The organism is Neobacillus sp. plas4, assembly GCF_057221695.1.
The window spans coordinates 1,407,668-1,427,808 of the sequence record NZ_CM170152.1; the positions used below are offsets into that span (position 1 = coordinate 1,407,668).

A 20,141-nucleotide genomic window follows, 5' to 3' on the forward strand; every position below is an offset into this window, starting at 1 on the left:
CTGATAGTATGTTTTTTTCATTTTTCAATGAAATTAACTTTGCATGGTGGTTCAAAATGAGTAGAATGATTTTATACTTTAAGGAATTATCGGCTGTTCAAAGAGGAGAGTAAAGCATGCTTAGGAAGAAACGAACAACATCTGTGATGGCTCTAATCATGATCATTGGATTGCTGCTTACAGGGTGCAAAGGCAAATACTCCTTTTACCAACAGACAAACCAAGAAGAAGATAAATTGATTAAAATTATTTTTTGGGATGATAATACTGGACCACAGCGGACCCCTATTTGGGACGAATTAATTACTAGATTTGAAAAGGAGCATCCAACCATTGATGTTGTATACGTTGGTTTGCCTAAGGACTCAGCAAAGGCCATGTTTGATGCTGCTATTGCATCAGGAGAAATGCCTGATGTTGCTAGCGTTTATGCGAGCTGGCTGCCAGAGTTTTCGATGCGTGACGCATTAATGCCATTAGATACTAATTTTTCAAAATGGAGCGAAAAGGAAAAAATAAATAAAGCTGCAATCGAGTTTAATAAACGCATCGTGCATAATCAAAAGTTATATGGAATTCCCTATACACAAAACCTGGATATTCTCTGGGTTCGATCGGATTGGTTTAAAGAAGCCAATTTGAACACGCCTGACACATGGGATGATTTCTTTCAATCCGTTGAAAGGTTAACGGATAAAATGAATAATCGTTATGGATATTCCATTCGAGGAGGAGCAGGGGGCTCTTTCCAGTTACAACGGATGATGTATACCTACTCAGGCATTGAAACATACTTCAAAGATGGGAAAAGCACAATCAATGACCCCAAGCATGTGGAATTCTTAAAGAAATATTTTGCCTTGTATCAAACCTATACTCCTATTAGCGATATCACGAATGATTATAAGGCGATGATTGCTGGATTTGATTCAGGGAAGATTGCGATGGTTCAGCATAACATCGGATCTTTTGCGGAACATAGCGAAGCGTTGAATCCGGGTCAATTCCAAGCGATCCCCTTGCCAAAATCTATTAAAGGCCATTATGTAGCGGAAGACGGCAATACTATTGGCTTAAGTATGTTTAAAGGAACGGAACATCCAGAGGAAACATGGAAATTTATCACTTTTATTAATTCGCAGTGGGCACAAAGTTTTTGGAATCAAAGAGTTGGCCAAATTCCTACTTATACTGATGTTTTCGATGAAGAATGGGTCAAGACTTCACCGCATATTCAGACAGCTCTGAAAGTCTATAATGACCCGAATACTATTCTTTTTCAGCCGCCATTCTATCTCACGGGATATCGAACCATTCTTAATACCATCGTCGACACCGGTACACAATCAGTGTTAAGCGGTAAAATAACCGTGGAAGAGTTTCTAGATAATTGGGCAGAAGCAATGGAAGAAGCAGAGCGGCAATACGATGAATCATTAGCTAATTTAAGATAAACTTAGGCATTTGGTGCAAATAAGCACCGGTGCCTTTTTGTATTTTAAACTATATTTTGAAATATCTTAAAATTTTAATCAATCATCTTAAAATCTTTAATTATTTAAGTAACCGTTTTCATTTATTATAAAAAACAGAGAGGAGGAAACGAGATGAGTTTATCACAAGGTTTTACTGAAACGGTTATTAACAGCAAAAAGGCGGTGAATCGGAAGAAAATCAAAAAGGATAAATGGGTTCCCTACCTTTTTATACTGCCCTCTTTCCTGATAATCTTAGGTTTTCTATTTTATCCGATAGCGACTGTATTCTATTACAGTGTTCAACACTATGATGTGTCGGCACCATATTATAATGGCTTTGCTGGTTTAGAGAACTTTAAAGAAATATTTACAAATGACAAGATGTTCATACCTAGTTTAATAAATAGTTTGAAATGGGTTGTAACGGAAGTTGGACTACAATTAGTGTTTGGTATGATCCTAGCCCTACTATTGAACCAAACATTTAAGTTTAGAGGGGTAGTACGTGCGGTGGCTTTTATCCCTTGGGCTATATCAGGGGTGCTGGCATCAACTATGTGGTCATTGATGTTTAATGAACATATGGGTGTACTCAATGACTTGCTGATGAAAATGGGAATCGTTGATGAACCACAGGCTTTCTTAGCAAGTACGTCAACAGCCTTTACGTCGGTTATTATAGCTGAATTATGGAGGGGGATTCCGTTCTTTGCCATCACGTTACTAGCTTCATTATCAAGTATTCCGAATGAACTATATGAAGCAGCCAAGGTAGATGGTGCAAGCAGATGGAAGTCGTTTATTTATGTAACATTACCACAATTAAAAAATACGATTGTCCTAACTACATTACTAAGAGTAGTTTGGGAGTTTAATAACGTCGATCTTTTGTTTAACTTAACGGGTGGCGGACCTGCACATTCAACTACAACACTTACGATGTATATTGCAGATTTAGCTGTTCATGGAAGCAATTTTGGATATGGGTCAGCATTAACGGTCGTTTCATTTGGAATCTTACTCGTTTTCGCCATCCTTTATTTGAAGCTATCACGTTATGAAAAGGAGTGATTTGAAGGATGTTTACAGCAAATAAAAAAGTCGACAAACTTTTAACTCTATACCTTCCTTTAACCATGTTGTTGAGTTTTACCATCTTTCCAATCTACTGGACATTAAATACAGCTTTTAAACCTGAAGGAGATATCGTAAAACGTCCTCTGCAGTACTTGCCGGTAAACCCGACAACTGAAAACTTTGTGACTGCGTGGACCAATGTCGGTTTTGCTACTTTCTTTAAAAATAGTTTAATCGTTGGGGTTTCTACTGTTTTGGTTGTGCTTGTCTGTTCGACATTGTCCGGTTATGCATTAAGCAGATATCAGTTCAAAGGAAAACGCAGTTTTATGATTATGCTGTTATGTACTCAATTTATTCCAAGAGCGATGATGATTATTCCTTTGTTCGTCATTTTCAAAAATCTTGGGTTAATCAGTAATCCACTTTCACTTATTATTACATATACAGCAATTGAGATTCCGTTTACTACGATCTTGATGAGTGGATTTATCTCAAATGTTCCAAGGGAATTAGAAGAAGCAGCGATGATTGACGGCTGCTCGAAACTTCAATCACTGCGTCATGTAGTATTCCCATTATTGCTGCCTGGGATTGTAGCAACTGGAGTTTTTACCTTTATCTATACTTGGAATGAATTTTTAATCGCACTGATGCTGACCAATCAACAATCCAAATTTACCCTCCCAGTTGGATTAAGTACGATGCTGGGAGAATTTAGTATCAACTATGGTGCACTGGCGGCTGGGAGTGTAATCGCTTTAATTCCTGCAGTTATATTATTTGCCTATGCACAGAAGCACCTTGTAAACGGTATGGGTGGAGCTGTAAAAGGCTAATTATAAAAGGCTCTTTAGAAAAGAACTTGCAACCTTTATTTCAAGCACCAAACTATTTTGTTCAGCGTTAAAATCGGCTTTAGGATTTTAACACCATACTTTTAGAAACAAGACTTATAAAAAATATTAAGGGGGCATTACCATGATGAAGAAAAAAATGACAACCTCTGTACTTGCACTAACAATGGCGGCAAGTATGCTGCTTGCAGGCTGCGGTGGGGAGGAACAAGCTGCAACAAAAACGACTAAGAAAGACACAACGAAATCGGATGAACCTGTAACACTCCAATTTTGGGATGAAAACGCAGGCCCAGCACGTACCCCTGTTTGGGAAGAAGTCATTAAGCGATTTGAAGAAAAGAACCCTAATATTGATGTTGAGTATGTTGGTATTCCGAATAGTTCTGCAAAATCAAAATATGATGCTGCAATTGCGGCAGATGATATGCCGGATATTGGCTCTGTGCAAACAACCTGGCTGCCAGAATTCTCTATTCGTGAAGCTTTGCTGCCACTAGATTCTTATTTCGAAAAGTCTGACATCAGTAAGAAAATTAACCCTAGTGCTACTGGTGTAAATAAGAAAATTACTCAAGATGGCAAGCTTTATGGTATTCCATATGCACAGAATTTAGATGCTTTATGGATTCGTACAGACTGGTTTGAACAAGCTGGTGTACAAGAGCCTAAAACATGGGATGAGTTCTTTACAGTTATTGAAAAAATGAAAGATCAAAACAATAATCGTTATGGATTTACCATTCGCGGTGGTGCAGGTGCATCTTTCACGATTCAAAGAGCAATGTTTGCTTATAGTGGTTTAGACTTTTTTGATAAAAATGGTAAGACGAACATCAACGATCCGAAACACGTAGAATTTGTTGAGAAGTATTTCTCTTACTATGACAAATTTACACCAAAGAGTGATATCACAAATGGTTATAAAGAAATGATTGCAGGCTTTGACACAGGTGTAGTAGCAATGGTACACCACAATCCTGGTTCTTACGGTGAGCACAATAAAGCGTTACCAGCTGGTTCCTACAAGTTAATTCCACTACCGACAACAGAAAAAGGTCAATATGTTGCAGAAGGTGGTAATGCAGTTAATCTAGCGATCTTCAAATCAACAAAGCATGCTGATGAAGCATGGAAATTCGTAGAATTTGTTAACTCAGAAGAAGCACAAAGCTATTGGAATGAACAAACGGGCCAAATCCCTACAAACTCTGATGTGTTGGATGATAAATGGGTACAAGATGCACAGCATATCAAAACAGCCTTTGAAGTTTACAATAATCCTGATACAAAACTATATGAACCGCCATTCTATCTGCCAGATTATCGTGCCATTCTTGATGGTGTAGTAGACCCAGGTGTACAGGCAGTTATGAGTGGAAAAATGTCTGCAAAGGACTTCCTAGATGAGTGGGCAAAAGCAATTGAAGACTCTAAAGAAAAATATGATGCAACATTTAAAAAGTAAGTTAGTACATTCTGGGTGTTGATTCTATTAACACCCAGTTTTCTTATATGGAAGATTAAATAGATAGCTGAGAAGGAGATAGGATAATGGAAAATACAACAGATAAAATAAGAACAGAAACTCCGTTGGTGATGGCGGAAAAGGCATGCCAAGCATTAATGAATACTTATCGGGCTGCGGATTTACCTCCAGTAAATTGGTTCCATTATCACCAAGGTGTCTTTCTATATGGAATGTATAGAGTATGGGAAGAAACCGGTAAGGAAGAGTATTTTAACTACATCCAAGGTTATTTTGATCGCTTAATTGATGAAGAAGGAAATGTCGTTTTCGAGAGAGATCAATTAGATTCTATCATGCCGGGGATTCTTTTATTTCCTTTATATGAAAAGACAAAGAATCCTAAATATATGATTGCGGCAAAGAAATTAAGAAGCGCATTAGATACCATTAACAGAACCACTGAAAATGGTTTCTGGCATAAGGAAAAATACCCTTATCAAATGTGGTTAGATGGTCTTTTTATGGGTGGGCCATTCATGCTTATGTACAGCAAGCATTTTCAAGAAGAAGAATTGGTTCAGCATGTATTGCTTCAGGAAAAGTTAATGAGAAAACACATGACAGACCCTAGTACTGGTTTGCTCTTCCATGCTTGGGATGAGAAAAAAGTGCAGCCATGGGCTGATCCAGAAACAGGCTGTTCAACGGACTTTTGGGGCCGATCGGTTGGCTGGTACGGTGCGGCATTGATTGATCTGTTAGAGGTTTTGGGTGAAAAGAAACGTGGTCAAGAAGAATGGATTCAATCCCTCCAAAGTTTCATTCCAGCTATCGTGAAATTCCAGGATGAACAGTCTGGCCTATGGTACAATGTGGTCGATAAAGGAGACCGTCCAGACAATTGGTTAGAATCCTCTTGTTCTGCTCTCTTCTTATATTTTATTGCGAAGGCTGTAAAGCATGGTATTGTTGATGATTCTTACCGTGAAGTTTGTGATAAAGCCTATGCAGGATTATTAGAGCATATGGTGGAAACGAATGATTCTTCTTTCACCTTAAAAGGAATCGTGATCGGAACTTCAGCAGGAACATACGATTACTATGTATCACGTCCAACATCCGAAAATGATCTTCATGGAATGGGTGCATTTATTTTAGGCAGCATGGCGTACTACGACCTAATTAAGTAATAGCATTCAACGGAACGTTTTTTTTAGCCCTTCAGAATATTAAGATATGAACCTTTTCCTATGTAGCTTTTTTGCATAGGAAAAGGAGTTCCATAAAGTCAGAAAAAAGGTGGTAAAAGAGTTGAAGATATTTAAAAACAGTTTCTCTTTATTTTTTGCAATATTGCTGATATTCAGTAATTTGGGAACAGCACCTCTGGCAAAAACACAAACTTCTACTTCGGATGCACCAGTAAACTTACAGATACCGAAACTTGCTTTTGACGATGACAGCATCACCCTTGTGTGGGAAAAACCTGAAGATTATAAGGATATCGTTGATTTTAATGTTTATATGGATGGGGTAAAAATTGGCAGTGCTTTAAAGGATAACAGCGGTCCGGCAAAAGAGTATATAGATAGTTTCTATGAAAATATTGATAAAGATGATTTTCATGTCGACATTCTCATTCATAATTTCACCGTAGAAAATCTGGAAGCAAACCGTTCATATCAATTTTATGTCACTTCCGTAAAAAAAGATGGAGTTGAATCAGCTCCTTCTAACAAGATTGAAGGAAAAACAACACCAGTACCAGAGGTTTTCAATATTGTCGACTTTGGTGCCACTCCAGATGATGACACGAAGGATACTGCAGCCATTCAAGCTGCCATTGATGCAGCATCAACAGGAGCGAAAGTTTTAATTCCAGAAGGAAAGTTTACTTCCGGAGAGTTATGGCTTAAATCGGATATGACTTTACAAGTAGATGGTTACTTACTAGGTTCCAATGACCCGGAAGATTATAGCAGGAATTTCTGGGTATATGATTATTCGACAGATGAACGTTCCTATTCCCTGATCAATGCTCATACATATGATTATGGCAGTCTTAAGAATATTAGAATTACAGGGAAAGGAACGATTGATGGGAATGGCTGGAAGCTAGACCCGTCAAAAAAACCAACCATTGATGAACTAGGTAATGAACTGCCATTTTACTTTGCGGGCAATAACTCAAAAGTTACAGGCAATGTAAAAGTAGAAAATGGAAAGATGAGTCCGTTAGATCTTAATTCTCCTAATACACTTGGTATTTTAGGAGCTACCCAATCCTATGCGTCACAAGAGATGGGGATGAACGTGAAATCCGCTTATTCCACACGCTCTAGCTTAATTACGGTACGTGGTGTAGACGGTATGTATTATGAAGGATTTACACAACTGAATCCCGCTTTTCACGGGATTGTGAATCTTCATAGTAAAAACATTGTTGTAAATGGAACGATTTCAAAAACATACGATGCCAATAATGCGGATGGTTATGAGTTTGGGGACTCCCAGCATATTATGGTCTTCAATAACTTTGTGGATACCGGAGATGATGCCATTAACTTTGCAGCAGGTATGGGGCAGGCAGCAGCAGGTAAAGAACCGACTGGAAATGCATGGATCTTCAATAACTATATTCGTGAAGGTCACGGCGGGGTGGTAACAGGCAGTCATACTGGCAGCTGGATCCAAGACTTTGTCATCGAAGACAATATCATGTATAAAACGGATGTTGGTTTACGCAGCAAAACCAATACCCCGATGGGTGGCGGAGCAAGGAACATCCTATTCCGGGATAATGCTTTAGAAGGAATTGACGGTGATGGTCCATTTGTTTTTACTTCTGCATATGAAGACGCGAATGCTGCGATACTTTATGAACCAGCACAGCAAATTTCGCAATTCAGAGATATGAAGATTGAAAATACCACTGTACGCAACCAAGGCGGCAGCAATAAACAGGCAATCCTCTTACAAGGAAATAATGATGTCGGAGAAGTCTATCACGAAAATATTACCTTTAAAGATGTGAAATTTGATAATGTATATTCCGTGAAAATGGATTACGCGAAAGATATTAAATTTATAAATGTTGCATTTACGAATGTCAAAGATAACAATGGAAGTCCTTGGAGAATTACCAACTCTACTGGTCTAGTTTTTGAAAATACGACAGCAGCTCCTGTAAATGCCGCGCAAAAGCCTAAATGGTCTAAAGGTGCTGCGATGCAGGCAGTCTCATCTGAAGATGGTAAGAGTGTGACTTTAACCTGGGATGCCGCAACAGACAATTTAGGGGTAGCGGGGTACACTGTCTATAAAGATGGTGAGAAGATTGGAGCTGGCTACACGACAACGAAAGAATCGAGTTTTTCAGTTTCCGGTTTAACACCAGCTAAGAAATACACCTTTAAGGTAGAAGCAACGGACGGGATTGGCAATCGTACTTCTGATGGCCCAACCACCAAAGTAAAAACAAATGGAGGAGCGGATGTAACTGCTCCAGTGCTTCCAGCAAATACTGAGATTAAGGAACCAACAACTACGATTCCTGCTAGTGATACTTTTAGCGGCAAGGCAGTTGAGGTTATATATCCCGGCTTTACATGGGCTTCCGTTACATGGGATGCCGCAAGTGATGATACTGGTATTGCAGGTTATAATGTATATGCAAATGGCAAATTACAAGGATTTGCTAAAACTAGCAACTATACACTATCCAATCTTCAACCAGGCACAAAATATGATGTAACAGTGGCAGCAGTAGATCTTGCAGGAAACAAGACACCTTATAACACCACTCTGGAAATCGAAACAGCCGCTCCATATGCGATTGGAGCACCAAGCTTTAATGGTGGATTAAGGGCAAAAGTCGAAAAAGATAAAGCAAGTGTGACTCTCTCTTGGAACAATGCAAAAGCCAATAACCAAGAGGTAATTGGATATCGCGTATATATCAATGGGCAGCCAATTAGGCCTGAAGGTGTGGATTTTACGCCAATTAACGCAGAAATGACAACTGCTGCTACTACTTATACAGCAAAAGGTCTCGAACCAGGAAAAGAGTATACATTTAAAGTAGAAGCAGTCGGAAAAGGAATCAAGTATTCAAAAAGAGAAAGACTATCCGATGTCATTCCGAACGGTCTTGTCAGAGTGGAAGGCTATCGTTGGAGTGGCTTTGGACCAAGCAAAACGCTCACTTTAAAATGGTAATAATGCAGTAAAAGCATTAAGATTAATTGCTCCAGAGGTAAACTAGACTACAGCGGCTAGATTTTTTAATCTGGCCGCTGTTTTTATATCCAATTGACCAATAATTTTGTATTATGATAAAATGCGGAAAACGGTTACAATTAAATTAGAGGATATTAATAATTTATATACTAACAGGGAGTTCCTTCTATGACAGCTGTAAAGATTAAAAACTTTATTCGCAAACATTTTTTCTATTCTTTTAAATCCACCATTAATACTCTCTATTTACCTATCATTATTCTTTTTATACTCATTACAGGATGGGTTTCATCTTTGCTAGCAACCGCACAAATAGAAGAAAATGCCTATAAAAATGTGAATGATACGATTTTTCAAACGAAGAATTATCTTGATAATATGCTGGCAGATGTTTTTCAGCAGTTAGTCTCCTTATCGAATGATCCTAGAATATTATCGTTAGTAGATAAAGATGTATCTGAAATAAAGCCGGAATCTTATGTTGAGATTGATAATAATTTAAAGCTAATTTATTCACGATACAATGTCATTCTTGAATCCGTCCTCGTAAATCATAAGCAAAATGGTTTCTTATTGTATCATACCAATTACAATTCAAATCCAACGATCAATTATGATGAGTATTTTACAAAATTTAATGGTAACAAAGAGGGTTTTTATTGGAGAAATATCCACGAAGACCATGAATTTAATAAAGATAATAAGGTCATGTCGTTATTTCGATTGATTGATAAGAATCAATCATCCTCAAAAGGAATTATTTTATTTAATTTACGGGTAGAATTTTTTGAACAAGTATTGAATAAATCGTTAATCGGAGAGAATGGATACCTGACACTGATTAGTCCAGATGGAATCTATGAATCTAAAACTGTTAAAACCGAATATAAGCTGGATCAGCCTACTCTTCAATCGCTGCAAAACCTTAATGACGAAGCTGGGGAGTTCTCCTATGAAAATACCGCAGGGGAAGAAATGATTGTGATTTTCAATACATTACGTTCGAACAACTGGAAAATAGCAGCTGTAATTCCACAAGATGAAATCTTAAATAAAGTCAATTACATCAAAGATTTCACCATCCTATTGGTCATTTTGATGATTATGAGTGCAATTTTTATTACCAATATAGTAGGGAAATATATTACCCATCCATTTAAAAAAATGGCGAACCAGATGGCGATGATTAATAAAAAAAATCTGGACCTAAATATTGAAATGTCAGGTCCAGAAGAAATGAAAATTCTCCATACAGGCTTTAAAGAATTAATTATCCGAATTAATACCTTAATGGACCAAATCCGTTTAGAACAAGAAGAGAAACGACAATTAGAGTTCGCCATTATGCATGCCCAAATTAATCCACACTTTCTTTATAATACGATGTATTCCATTAAAGGATTGTGTGATATGGGTCTAAATAAAGACGCTAGCCAAATGATTAGTGCACTTGCAAGTTTTTTCCGCATTGGAATCAGTAAAGGAAGAGAAATTATTTCCATTCATGAAGAAATGGAACATATTCAGCATTATTTGTTTATACAGGAAATGCGCTATGGCGATGATTTTTCCTATGAAATTGCAATGGACAAAGAGATTCTTTCCAATAATATTATTAAACTTTCATTGCAGCCTCTTATTGAAAATGCTATTTACCACGGGGTAAAGCAGAAACGAGGGCAAGGAAAAATCACCATTCGTGGATTTCAGGTTAAAGATACCATCCACTTAGAGGTCGAGGATAATGGAAACGGAATTGAACCACAAAAGTTAAAAGATATCTTGCTAGAAATAGAAGCCTCGTATCAAGAGAAAAAGAGGTATCTCGGTATTGGCCTGCAAAGTGTAAATGAACGAATTAAAATTCACTTCGGAAACGAATATGGTCTTACTATTGCAAGTGAACCTGGTAATGGAACAGTAGTTAGCATTAGGATTCCCAAAACAAAAGGGGAGATTAACGAATATGCATAAAGTAATTGTTGTAGAGGATGATAGAATTATTCGTCGGGGCATATGCCAGGCGATCCCTTGGGGAGAACATGGTTTTGTTATAGCGGGAGACGGTGAGGTGGCATTAGAGTTAATCGAAAAGGAACAGCCCCAAGTGGTCATTTCCGATATAAATATGCCCTTTATGAGTGGGTTAGAAATGGCGAAACAGATTAAAGAAAGAAGCCCTGAGACAAGAATTATTTTTCTGACTGGATATGAAGATTTCAAGTATGCACAGGAAGCTCTTAAGTTGAGAGCATTTGACTATTTATTAAAGCCTGTTGATTCGGAATACCTGCTAAAAAAAGCCAAAGAAGCAGCAGCAGATTGGGAAAAAGAATCAGTGAAGGAAAAAAGAATCATAGAGTCCCTGCCTTTACTGCAGCAGAAATTCTTTCAAAAGTTGTCTCGAGAAGGCGATTACCGAGTGGATGTCGAGAATGAGCTGCTGGCGCTGGATGTTGAAATGGAAGGTCCTTTCTATGCGGTTATTCTTGTTAAGAATACCATTGAGCTTGAGCTCGAGGGAAACTTTTTTAAAGATAAGATTACAAGTTTCACTTCTTCCTTTTTTATTGACTTACCTTGTTTGGTGATGAACGCAGAAGTTGGTGAATATGTCATCCTTTTATCACTTGAAAAAGATCAGGATTCAAGGAAAGGGGAGCTAGCCGAAGCTCTGTTTAATTATCTAAGCATAGAAATAGACGATAACATTACCATTACACATGGACGTGCCTATCCAAATCGGTTTGAAGTCGGTAAGTCTTTCCTAGAAGCCAGGGTAGCTATGGATATGAGACATATTATGGGGACAGGGCGTGTCATCTCTTTGGATGAGACGGTTTCAAAGTGTAACCAAAAAGAAGAGCATATCCAAGATTTAGAGATGAAATTCGAGAATCAAATCAAGTCCGGTTTACCAGAAAAGGCAAATGAAGCACTGGTGGAGTTAAGCACCGCTATAATTGATCGAAAAACGGTTCCTCTAGCAGATTTAAAAGTACTGGGACTTAAATTCAGTACTATGCTCTTTTTTGAAATTGAGAAATGGAAAAAGGAAGACTCAACAGATCGTTTTAACTCATCTGATGTATATAAAGATATCATGGCATTATCAAGCCTGACAGAAATGACAGAAATGCTGCATAGTCTAATCGAAGAATGGTCTTCAGCTATGTATAAAAAGAAAGAAAACAATTACTATAGTCATGTTGACCAAGCAATTAAGTATATGCAGGAGAATTTCCACGACAGCAGTTTAACTCTTCAAAAAGTTGCTGAGTTCATCCATGTCAGCACACCTTACCTTAGTAATCTATTTAAAATAGAGAAAGGGTTTAACTTTGGGGATTTCTTGCTAGAGTTACGCATGAAAAAAGCGATGGAGCTGCTGGGAGAAGGGAATATGAAAACGTACGAAGTATGTGAACAAGCAGGGTATAGTAATCCTCAATATTTTGGTATCTGTTTTAAAAAATATACTGGTTTTACCCCCGCTGAATTCAAGAAAAAATTCAAATAAATAACGAAAAAAATCCGCGTGGAAGATTCCATGCGGATTTTTTAATATTATGAAATTTTTAAGAAAATTGTTTAAGATTTTAAGGACTTTATCAGTATTAATTGTAACCCCTTTCACGGATTAATATAATCAACTTGTAAGGGAATGAACGGAAAATGACTGGAGGATGGAAATGACGGCGAATATAGGAATCCGGGCACATGATATTGGGGACCCATCAATCGAGAATGTCGTTAAAATAATCGCAAATAAAGGGCTCAGTTCTGTTCAGTTAGCATTAGGCAAATCCTTAAGGAATATCAATTCCGAATTAGGAAGCTTAAGTCCCGGTTTTGTACAAACTATACGGCGTGTTTTTAATAACCAGGATATTCAAATAGCTGTATTAGGCTGCTATTTCAACATGATTCATCCTAATCCCGCGGAAAAAAGAATAGGGATGGAGCGATTCAAGGAGCATCTCCGGTTTGCAAGGGATTTTGGCTGCTGTATTGTGGGGACCGAAACTGGAAATGTTCAGGCTGAAATCGTTTATACAGAAGAGAACTTTACGGAAGAGCCGTTTCTTGAAGTAGTGGAGAGTGTTAAGGAGCTCGTGGAGGAAGCAGAAAAGTTTGGTGTAATAGTAGGAATCGAAGGAGGAATCAACCACCCGATTCATACACCTGGGCGGATGAAGAGATTACTGGAGCTTGTTCCATCTAATAATCTTCAGGTAATTTATGACCCTGCCAACTTTATTTCCATAGATAATTATCCAAATCAAGAAGCAGTTATCCAAGAAGCGTTTGAGTTGTTTGGAGACAGAATGGTGATTATGCATGCGAAGGATTTTATTATTGAGGATGAACAAGTCAAAATCGTTCCAGTCGGTCAAGGATTGTTAAATTATGACTTACTATTTACCTTATTAAAAAAGAAAAAACCATTTATCAATATTTTAATGGAAAGCACACAGGAACCATACGTTGATGGAAGTCTAGCGTTCTTAATCGATAAATACGCGAATGCCTAGTTAGAGATAAAACAAAACAAAGAGAGTTGGGTGTCGAGATGAGAAACTTTATGGATGATAATTTCTTACTAAACAATAAAACAGCGATTACTTTGTATCGTGAATATGCAAAGGATATGCCAATCATTGATTACCATTGCCACTTAAGTCCAAAGGAAATATATGAAAATAAGAAATTTAAAAACATTACAGATATCTGGTTATCTGGGGATCACTATAAATGGCGCTTAATGCGCAGTAATGGAATTAATGAAGAGTTTATTACTGGCAGTGCCAGTGATTATGAAAAGTTTCTGGCTTGGGCAAAGACCGTTCCAATGACAATTGGGAATCCACTGTTTAATTGGACGCATTTAGAGTTACAACGGTTCTTTGGGATTAATGAGCTATTGAATGAAGAAAGTGCTCCAGTTATTTGGGTGAAGGTAAATGCTTTACTCAATAGTGATGGCTTTGGAGCAAGGGATTTTATCAAAAAATCGAATGTTCAAGTGGTGTGTACCACGGATGACCCTGTAGATAGTCTTGAATATCATCAACGATTAAAAAAAGAGTCCGATTTTGATGTAAAGGTACTGCCAAGTTTCCGGCCGGATAAAGGACTAGAAATTAATCGCGATGGATATCTCGAGTGGGTAAACAAGCTGCAGGAGGTTTCTGATATTCCGTTTGATACCTATGATGGCTTTTTACAAGCGCTTGAATCAAGAGCTCGTTTTTTTCATTCCGTTGGAGGAAGAGTTTCGGACCATGCGATTGACGTTATGATGTATGCTGATACAACAAAAGAAGAAGCTGCACAGATTTTTAAAAAGGCCTTGAATGGTCAAAAGGTTTCTATTGAGGATGAAAAGAAATATAAAAGCTATACATTAACTTTCCTAGGCAAGCTCTATTCCGAATTAGGCTGGGCGATGCAGCTCCATATTAATGCATTAAGAAATAATAATGCGAGAATGTTTAAAATATTAGGTCCAGACACAGGCTATGATTCTATTAATGACGAGGAAATTGCTAAGCCATTAGCAAGATTATTAAATACAATGGAGCAGGACAATGCGCTTCCTAAAACGATTATTTATTCTCTCAATCCTAACGATAATGCAATTATCGCAGCGATGATTGGTAATTTTCAAGGCGGCGGTATTCCAGGAAAGATTCAATTTGGAACCGCATGGTGGTTCAACGATAATAAATCAGGGATGCTTGATCAAATGCAGGCATTAGCCAATGTTGGGTTATTTACTCGTTTTATTGGAATGCTTACAGATTCCAGAAGCTTCTTATCCTATACAAGACATGAATATTTTAGAAGATTAGTCTGCTATTTCATCGGTGAATGGGTGGAGAATGGCGAGGTTCCTAATGATACAGAATTCTTAGGAAAGATTGTTCAAGGAATCTCTTATGACAATGCAAAAGAGTATTTTCAATTTTAGATGCCCCATTTATAAGGAGGAGCATTCATGGAACTTTTAAATAATAGCTTAGTTAAGGATCGCCAAAAATACCCTGAAAAAGTATTGCAATTTGGTGAAGGGAATTTTTTAAGAGGATTTGTTGATTGGCAGATTGATGTCATGAATAAACAGGGGATGTTTAGTGGCAGTGTTGTGGTGGTCCAACCGCGCGGCCAAGAAAAAATTGAGAGATTAAATATACAGGATGGTCTGTTTACACTCTACTTACAGGGGGTGAAGGAAGGTAAAGCAGTTCAGGAGCATTCAATAATTACCAGTATTAGTAGAGGCATAAATCTTTATAACGAATACGATCAATATCTTGAGCTGGCAAAGAGTCCAGAGCTGAGATTTATTTTTTCAAATACAACAGAAGCCGGAATTGCCTTTGACGAAAATGATCATTTAGAAGATCGCCCGCAAAAAAGCTTTCCTGGAAAATTAACCGCTTTTTTATATGAGCGCTACATTGCTTATCAAGGTGATAAGGAAAAAGGCTTTATTATCATTCCTTGTGAACTGATTGAACGGAATGGTGAAAAGCTAAAGGAAATCGTCCTAAAATATGCAGAATTTTGGTATCTGGATGACGAATTTATCTCATGGACACATGAAGGGAATACATTCTGTAATAGTCTTGTTGACCGAATCGTTCCTGGCTATCCAAGAGATACGATTGAGGAAATCACACAAGAGCTTGGATATAAAGATAATCTACTAGTCGCCGGTGAACAATACCATCTATGGGTAATCGAAGGACCACAATCAATTCGTGAAGAGTTTCCAGCACATTTGGCAGGACTAAATACGTTGGTAGTTGATGACTTGACACCTTATCGGACAATAAAGGTACGTATTTTAAACGGAGCCCATACGGCAATGACACCAGTTTCCTATTTATACGGGATCAATACTGTAGCCCAAGCAATTGAGGATGAAGTGACCGGGCAATTTGTCAAAGAGCTTATTTATGATGAAATCATCCCGACGCTGGACCTTCCAATCGAAGAATTGCATTCATTTGCAGAGGCTGTTTTAGATCGATTTAGGAATCCATTTATGCAGCATTTTCTATTAAGTATTTCACTTAATTCGATGTCTAAGTTTAAGACAAGAGATTTACCTTCATTATTGGAATATCACAAGCGGAAGTGTGAATTTCCAAAAAAACTTGTCTTTTCTCTTGCAGCCCTTATCTCTTTTTATAAGGGAAAAAGAGGAGAAGAACAGATTCAATTAGCCGATGACCAGGATGTACTGGAATTATTCAATGTACAGTGGAGTCAGTATAATGGAACAATCGACAGCGTTAAGAACATCGTTTCTACTGTGTTAGCATTCGAGAAGGTTTGGGAGATGGATTTAAACCAAGTGCCTGGACTAACCGCTGCTGTTACGAATGATCTTTTCACGATTGAAACAAAGGGAATGAAAAAGGCAGTAGAAGCAATTTTAGGACAAAAAGCAGCCAACTAACGGGGGGAAATCGAATGTTGGATATCATCCAGATCCATAATCAAGACAATGTTGTGGTTGCCTTAAAAGATTTAAAAGAAGGTCAAACTTTTACTGTAGATGGGGAAACAATCACGCTAAAGGAAGATGTGCCAAGAGGACATAAGGTCGCCATTCAAAACTTTGACATAGATGAGCATGTTGTTAAATATGGTTATCCGATTGGGCATGCCATCAAAGGAATTTCTGTGGGGGAACATATTCACACCCATAATACGAAGACAAATTTAGAGGGTATCCAGGAATATCAATATAATCAAAGGCTTAACACCACTCAATATGAAAAAGAGAACCGAACATTCAAAGGATTCAAAAGAAAAAATGGGCATGTAGGAATAAGAAACGAGCTGTGGATTGTGCCAACAGTAGGTTGTGTAAATGGCGTGGCTGAAAGAATGATTAAGCTGTTTGAAAAAGAAATAGGCGATATTAGTCCTTTCGAAAATGTCCTTGTCCTAAAACACAATTATGGCTGCTCACAGTTAGGTGACGACCATGAAAATACAAAGAAAATTCTTAGGGATGCTGTGCTACACCCAAATGCCGGTGGAGTGTTAGTACTGGGTCTTGGTTGTGAAAACAACAATTTATATGAATTCAAAGAAAGCTTGGGAGAATATGATGAAGATCGAGTAAAGTTTTTAGTCTCTCAAGAGGTGACGGATGAAATTGAAGCTGGTGTTAAGCTGCTTAAGGAAATCTATGAGAATGCAAAGGATGACAAGCGGGAAGCAGTGCCGCTATCCGAACTAAAGGTTGGTTTAAAATGCGGTGGTTCGGATGGATTTTCAGGGATTACCGCAAATCCGTTATTAGGAAGATTCTCAGATTTCTTGGTATCACAAGGCGGAACGACGGTGTTGACAGAAGTACCTGAAATGTTTGGCGCTGAAACGATTTTGATGGAACGGGCCGCAGATGGTAAAGTATTTGAAAAAACCGTTGAATTAATTAATGAATTCAAGGAATATTTCATTCAAAATAATCAACCAGTGTATGAAAACCCATCTCCAGGAAATAAAGCAGGCGGGATTACTACCCTCGAGGATAAATCACTTGGCTGTACGCAAAAAGCAGGTACATCGGTAGTAATGGATGTCCTTAAATACGGAGAAATGATTAAACAGAAGGGTCTAAATTTATTAAGTGCCCCTGGAAATGACCTTGTAGCATCTTCCGCTTTAGCTGCAGCAGGATGTCAATTCGTTCTATTTACAACTGGTCGCGGAACACCATTTGGAGCTTTTGTTCCAACAGTTAAGATTTCCACTAATACACCAATATACGAGGCGAAGCAGCATTGGATTGACTTTAATGCAGGCGTGCTGTTGGAGAAGGAGCCAGATGTAGTATTACGAGAATTTATTGAGTATATTATCCAGGTGGCAAGCGGCGAACTAGTAAATAACGAAAAAAATGATTATAGAGAGATAGCTATTTTTAAAACAGGAGTTACTTTATAGGAGTAGTAAAAAACGATAGGTCAGCGAAGACCTATCGTTTTTCTATATACCAAGTTTTTTTAAGAAGTCAACGGTTTCCTGATGTTCTGGTTTAATCAGTTTATATAACTTTTTATCAGTTTTCACAAGTGGGTTTCCGTTTTCATCGGCAATAGGTCTAGTAAATGAGGTGCTTTTTAGGATCTTCCACTTTCCAGCATTAGCCTCAAGCTGAAGGTCAATGATTCCAAGCCGGCTTCCAAAGGCACCTGCCATGACTACAGGTTTTCCATTAATTTTCCCTTCACTAATATTGGTCTTTGGTAAATCCTTATAGGTGCTTCCGGGAAATACGCTATGAGAATGTCCGGCCAATATTACATCAATATCTTTTATTTCGCTTAGGTAATAGACTGCGTTTTCTGTTTCAGGATGGTAAGGCTCACTATCTATTCCCGTATGAGCAAGGGCAATGATGATATCCGCACCTTCAGCCTTCATGATTGGTACAAATTCCTTGGCTGTCTCCACGATTGGCCTGGCTATCACTTTACCCTCTAGGTTTGCTTTGTCCCATTTCATAATTTGCGGCGGCATGAAACCGATGACACCAATCTTTATATTGTGGGCTGCCCCTTGTTTATCAACCATTTTTCTTTTTAAAATGACATAGGGCTTAAAGTAGGGCTTGGCTTTAATTGCTGAATAAACGTTTGCATTAACAACTGGCATTTTAGCCCCCTTCAAAACTGTTTTTAGAAATTTTAACCCATAATTTAGTTCATGATTGCCGATTGTAATGGCATCATACTTTAAGTAATTAAAGGCACGGTAAACGGGATGGATGTCTCCTTTTTGAATACCTTTGATCCGTACTAAGTATTCACCAAGGGGGTTCCCTTTTAAATGGTCACCATCATCAAACAAAAGAGAATTCATTGCCTCACTTCTTGCCTGATGGATAAGGCTAGAGGTCTTTACAAGTCCAATACTGTTGTCCGTTTTTGTTTGATAATAATCATAATTTACTAAAGCAGCATGTAAATCAGTTGTTTCAAGAATGCGTAAATCGATTATTCCATTGTTGTCTGCTTTAGTGGTTTCTGCGGACATCATGGAAGGAAATAAAGTCCAATTTACTGTAAGAAGAAAGAGTAATGGGAAAAACTTTTTAATTTTCACTAATGAGAGCCTCCTCTAAACTTCTAATTATATGTATTATTTGGCAGATGGTTTCGGTTGATACATTAGAAAAGACTCGTTTTCATTAAATTGTGACATTGGTCAACACAGTTGGGTGAAAAAGTCATTTATAATAAAAGTAGGCTAGGTACGTGATAGTGTTGTAAGTGTTTACAAAAATTCCTGGCGGAGGTGTTCATTCCATTGGAATTACATAAAAGAATTATTATTCTCACAGGACATTTTGGATGTGGGAAAACTGAAATCGCTATTAATTTAGCATTAAAGGAAAAGAAACTATATGAGAAAACAGCTATTAATGACTTAGATATTATTAACCCTTATTTTCGCTCAAGAGATGTATCCGATATTTTTCTGCAGCATGACGTAGATTTAATTGCCCCTCATAACCGCCTCGCAGCCTCAGATCTACCAATTGTATCTGGTGAAATCTATCGTGTATTACATGACGATCGCTATAGATTAATAATTGACGCAGGTGGTGACATAGATGGAGCCAAAGTATTAGGGCAATATTATCATGAATGGAAGTCATTAGAACCTGAGCTGTTATTTGTTTTAAATGCGAATCGTCCCTATGTCAGCACCTTGAAAGGAGCGAGTTACACGATTGAACAAATCGAAAAGGCATCGCGACTAAAGGTGACTGGAGTCATAAACAATTCCAATATTGGGAATGAAACGAGCATGGATGACATCCTTAAGGGTTATGAGTTGGGAGTCAGAATATCTGACGTGATTTCAATACCACTGGTTTGTACAACTATTTCTGTCGACTTAGAAAAGGAAGCAGAAAGTTTTGCGATAAATCATCCAGTCATGTTTATCAAACGTTTTATGAGAGTACCTTGGTAAGGATAGGAG

General features: G+C 37.8%; 14 protein-coding genes. 13 read left to right on the top strand and 1 reads right to left on the bottom strand.

The window, feature by feature from the left end:
• Nucleotides 1–116: 116 nt before the first annotated feature.
• The 12 genes from AC2TFD_RS07025 to AC2TFD_RS07080 all read left to right on the top strand — a co-directional run bounded on the left by AC2TFD_RS07025 (nt 117) and on the right by AC2TFD_RS07080 (nt 18,095).
• Nucleotides 117–1,454 carry an ABC transporter substrate-binding protein gene (locus AC2TFD_RS07025; protein WP_484675359.1) on the top strand — a complete coding sequence of 446 codons (1,338 nt, stop codon included), beginning with the start codon at nt 117–119 and terminating at the stop codon, nt 1,452–1,454.
• 153 nt (nt 1,455–1,607) lie between these two features.
• Nucleotides 1,608–2,549, top strand: coding sequence for a carbohydrate ABC transporter permease (locus AC2TFD_RS07030; protein WP_335509568.1), 942 nt, complete (start codon nt 1,608–1,610; stop codon nt 2,547–2,549).
• A gap of 8 nt (nt 2,550–2,557) precedes the next feature.
• Nucleotides 2,558–3,394, top strand: coding sequence for a carbohydrate ABC transporter permease (locus tag AC2TFD_RS07035; RefSeq protein WP_335509570.1), 837 nt, complete (start codon nt 2,558–2,560; stop codon nt 3,392–3,394).
• Between the two features lie 142 nt (nt 3,395–3,536).
• The gene (locus AC2TFD_RS07040) at nt 3,537–4,880 is read left to right on the top strand and encodes an ABC transporter substrate-binding protein (protein WP_484675360.1); all 1,344 of its coding nucleotides are present in this window, start codon (nt 3,537–3,539) and stop codon (nt 4,878–4,880) included.
• An 86-nt stretch (nt 4,881–4,966) separates the two neighbouring features.
• A complete protein-coding gene (locus AC2TFD_RS07045) occupies nt 4,967–6,073 on the top strand; it encodes a glycoside hydrolase family 88/105 protein (protein ID WP_484675361.1) in 1,107 nt (368 codons plus the stop codon).
• A gap of 121 nt (nt 6,074–6,194) precedes the next feature.
• On the top strand, nt 6,195–9,101 hold the full coding sequence (locus tag AC2TFD_RS07050; RefSeq protein WP_335509575.1) for a fibronectin type III domain-containing protein: 2,907 nt from the start codon (nt 6,195–6,197) through the stop codon (nt 9,099–9,101).
• A gap of 189 nt (nt 9,102–9,290) precedes the next feature.
• Nucleotides 9,291–11,096, top strand: coding sequence for a sensor histidine kinase (locus tag AC2TFD_RS07055; protein ID WP_335568950.1), 1,806 nt, complete (start codon nt 9,291–9,293; stop codon nt 11,094–11,096).
• On the top strand, nt 11,089–12,642 hold the full coding sequence (locus AC2TFD_RS07060) for a response regulator (RefSeq protein ID WP_484675362.1): 1,554 nt from the start codon (nt 11,089–11,091) through the stop codon (nt 12,640–12,642). Before AC2TFD_RS07055 ends, AC2TFD_RS07060 begins: the two co-directional genes overlap by 8 nt.
• 172 nt (nt 12,643–12,814) lie before the next feature.
• Complete coding sequence (locus tag AC2TFD_RS07065) at nt 12,815–13,657, top strand: sugar phosphate isomerase/epimerase family protein (protein ID WP_335568948.1); 843 nt, start codon at nt 12,815–12,817, stop codon at nt 13,655–13,657.
• 38 nt (nt 13,658–13,695) lie between these two features.
• Nucleotides 13,696–15,096, top strand: coding sequence for a glucuronate isomerase (uxaC, locus tag AC2TFD_RS07070; protein WP_335568947.1), 1,401 nt, complete (start codon nt 13,696–13,698; stop codon nt 15,094–15,096).
• Between the two features lie 27 nt (nt 15,097–15,123).
• Nucleotides 15,124–16,593: a tagaturonate reductase gene (locus tag AC2TFD_RS07075; RefSeq protein WP_484675363.1), complete on the top strand. Its 1,470-nt coding sequence runs from the start codon at nt 15,124–15,126 to the stop codon at nt 16,591–16,593.
• A 14-nt stretch (nt 16,594–16,607) separates the two neighbouring features.
• A complete protein-coding gene (locus tag AC2TFD_RS07080; RefSeq protein ID WP_335568946.1) occupies nt 16,608–18,095 on the top strand; it encodes a UxaA family hydrolase in 1,488 nt (495 codons plus the stop codon).
• Nucleotides 18,096–18,137: 42 nt separating this feature from the next.
• On the opposite strand, the gene AC2TFD_RS07085 is transcribed toward AC2TFD_RS07080, so the two are convergent.
• Complete coding sequence (locus AC2TFD_RS07085; protein WP_335509590.1) at nt 18,138–19,256, bottom strand: metallophosphoesterase; 1,119 nt, start codon at nt 19,254–19,256, stop codon at nt 18,138–18,140.
• 204 nt (nt 19,257–19,460) lie between these two features.
• On the opposite strand from AC2TFD_RS07085, the gene AC2TFD_RS07090 reads away from it, so the two are divergent.
• Nucleotides 19,461–20,132: a hypothetical protein gene (locus AC2TFD_RS07090; protein ID WP_335509593.1), complete on the top strand. Its 672-nt coding sequence runs from the start codon at nt 19,461–19,463 to the stop codon at nt 20,130–20,132.
• Nucleotides 20,133–20,141: the final 9 nt, after the last annotated feature.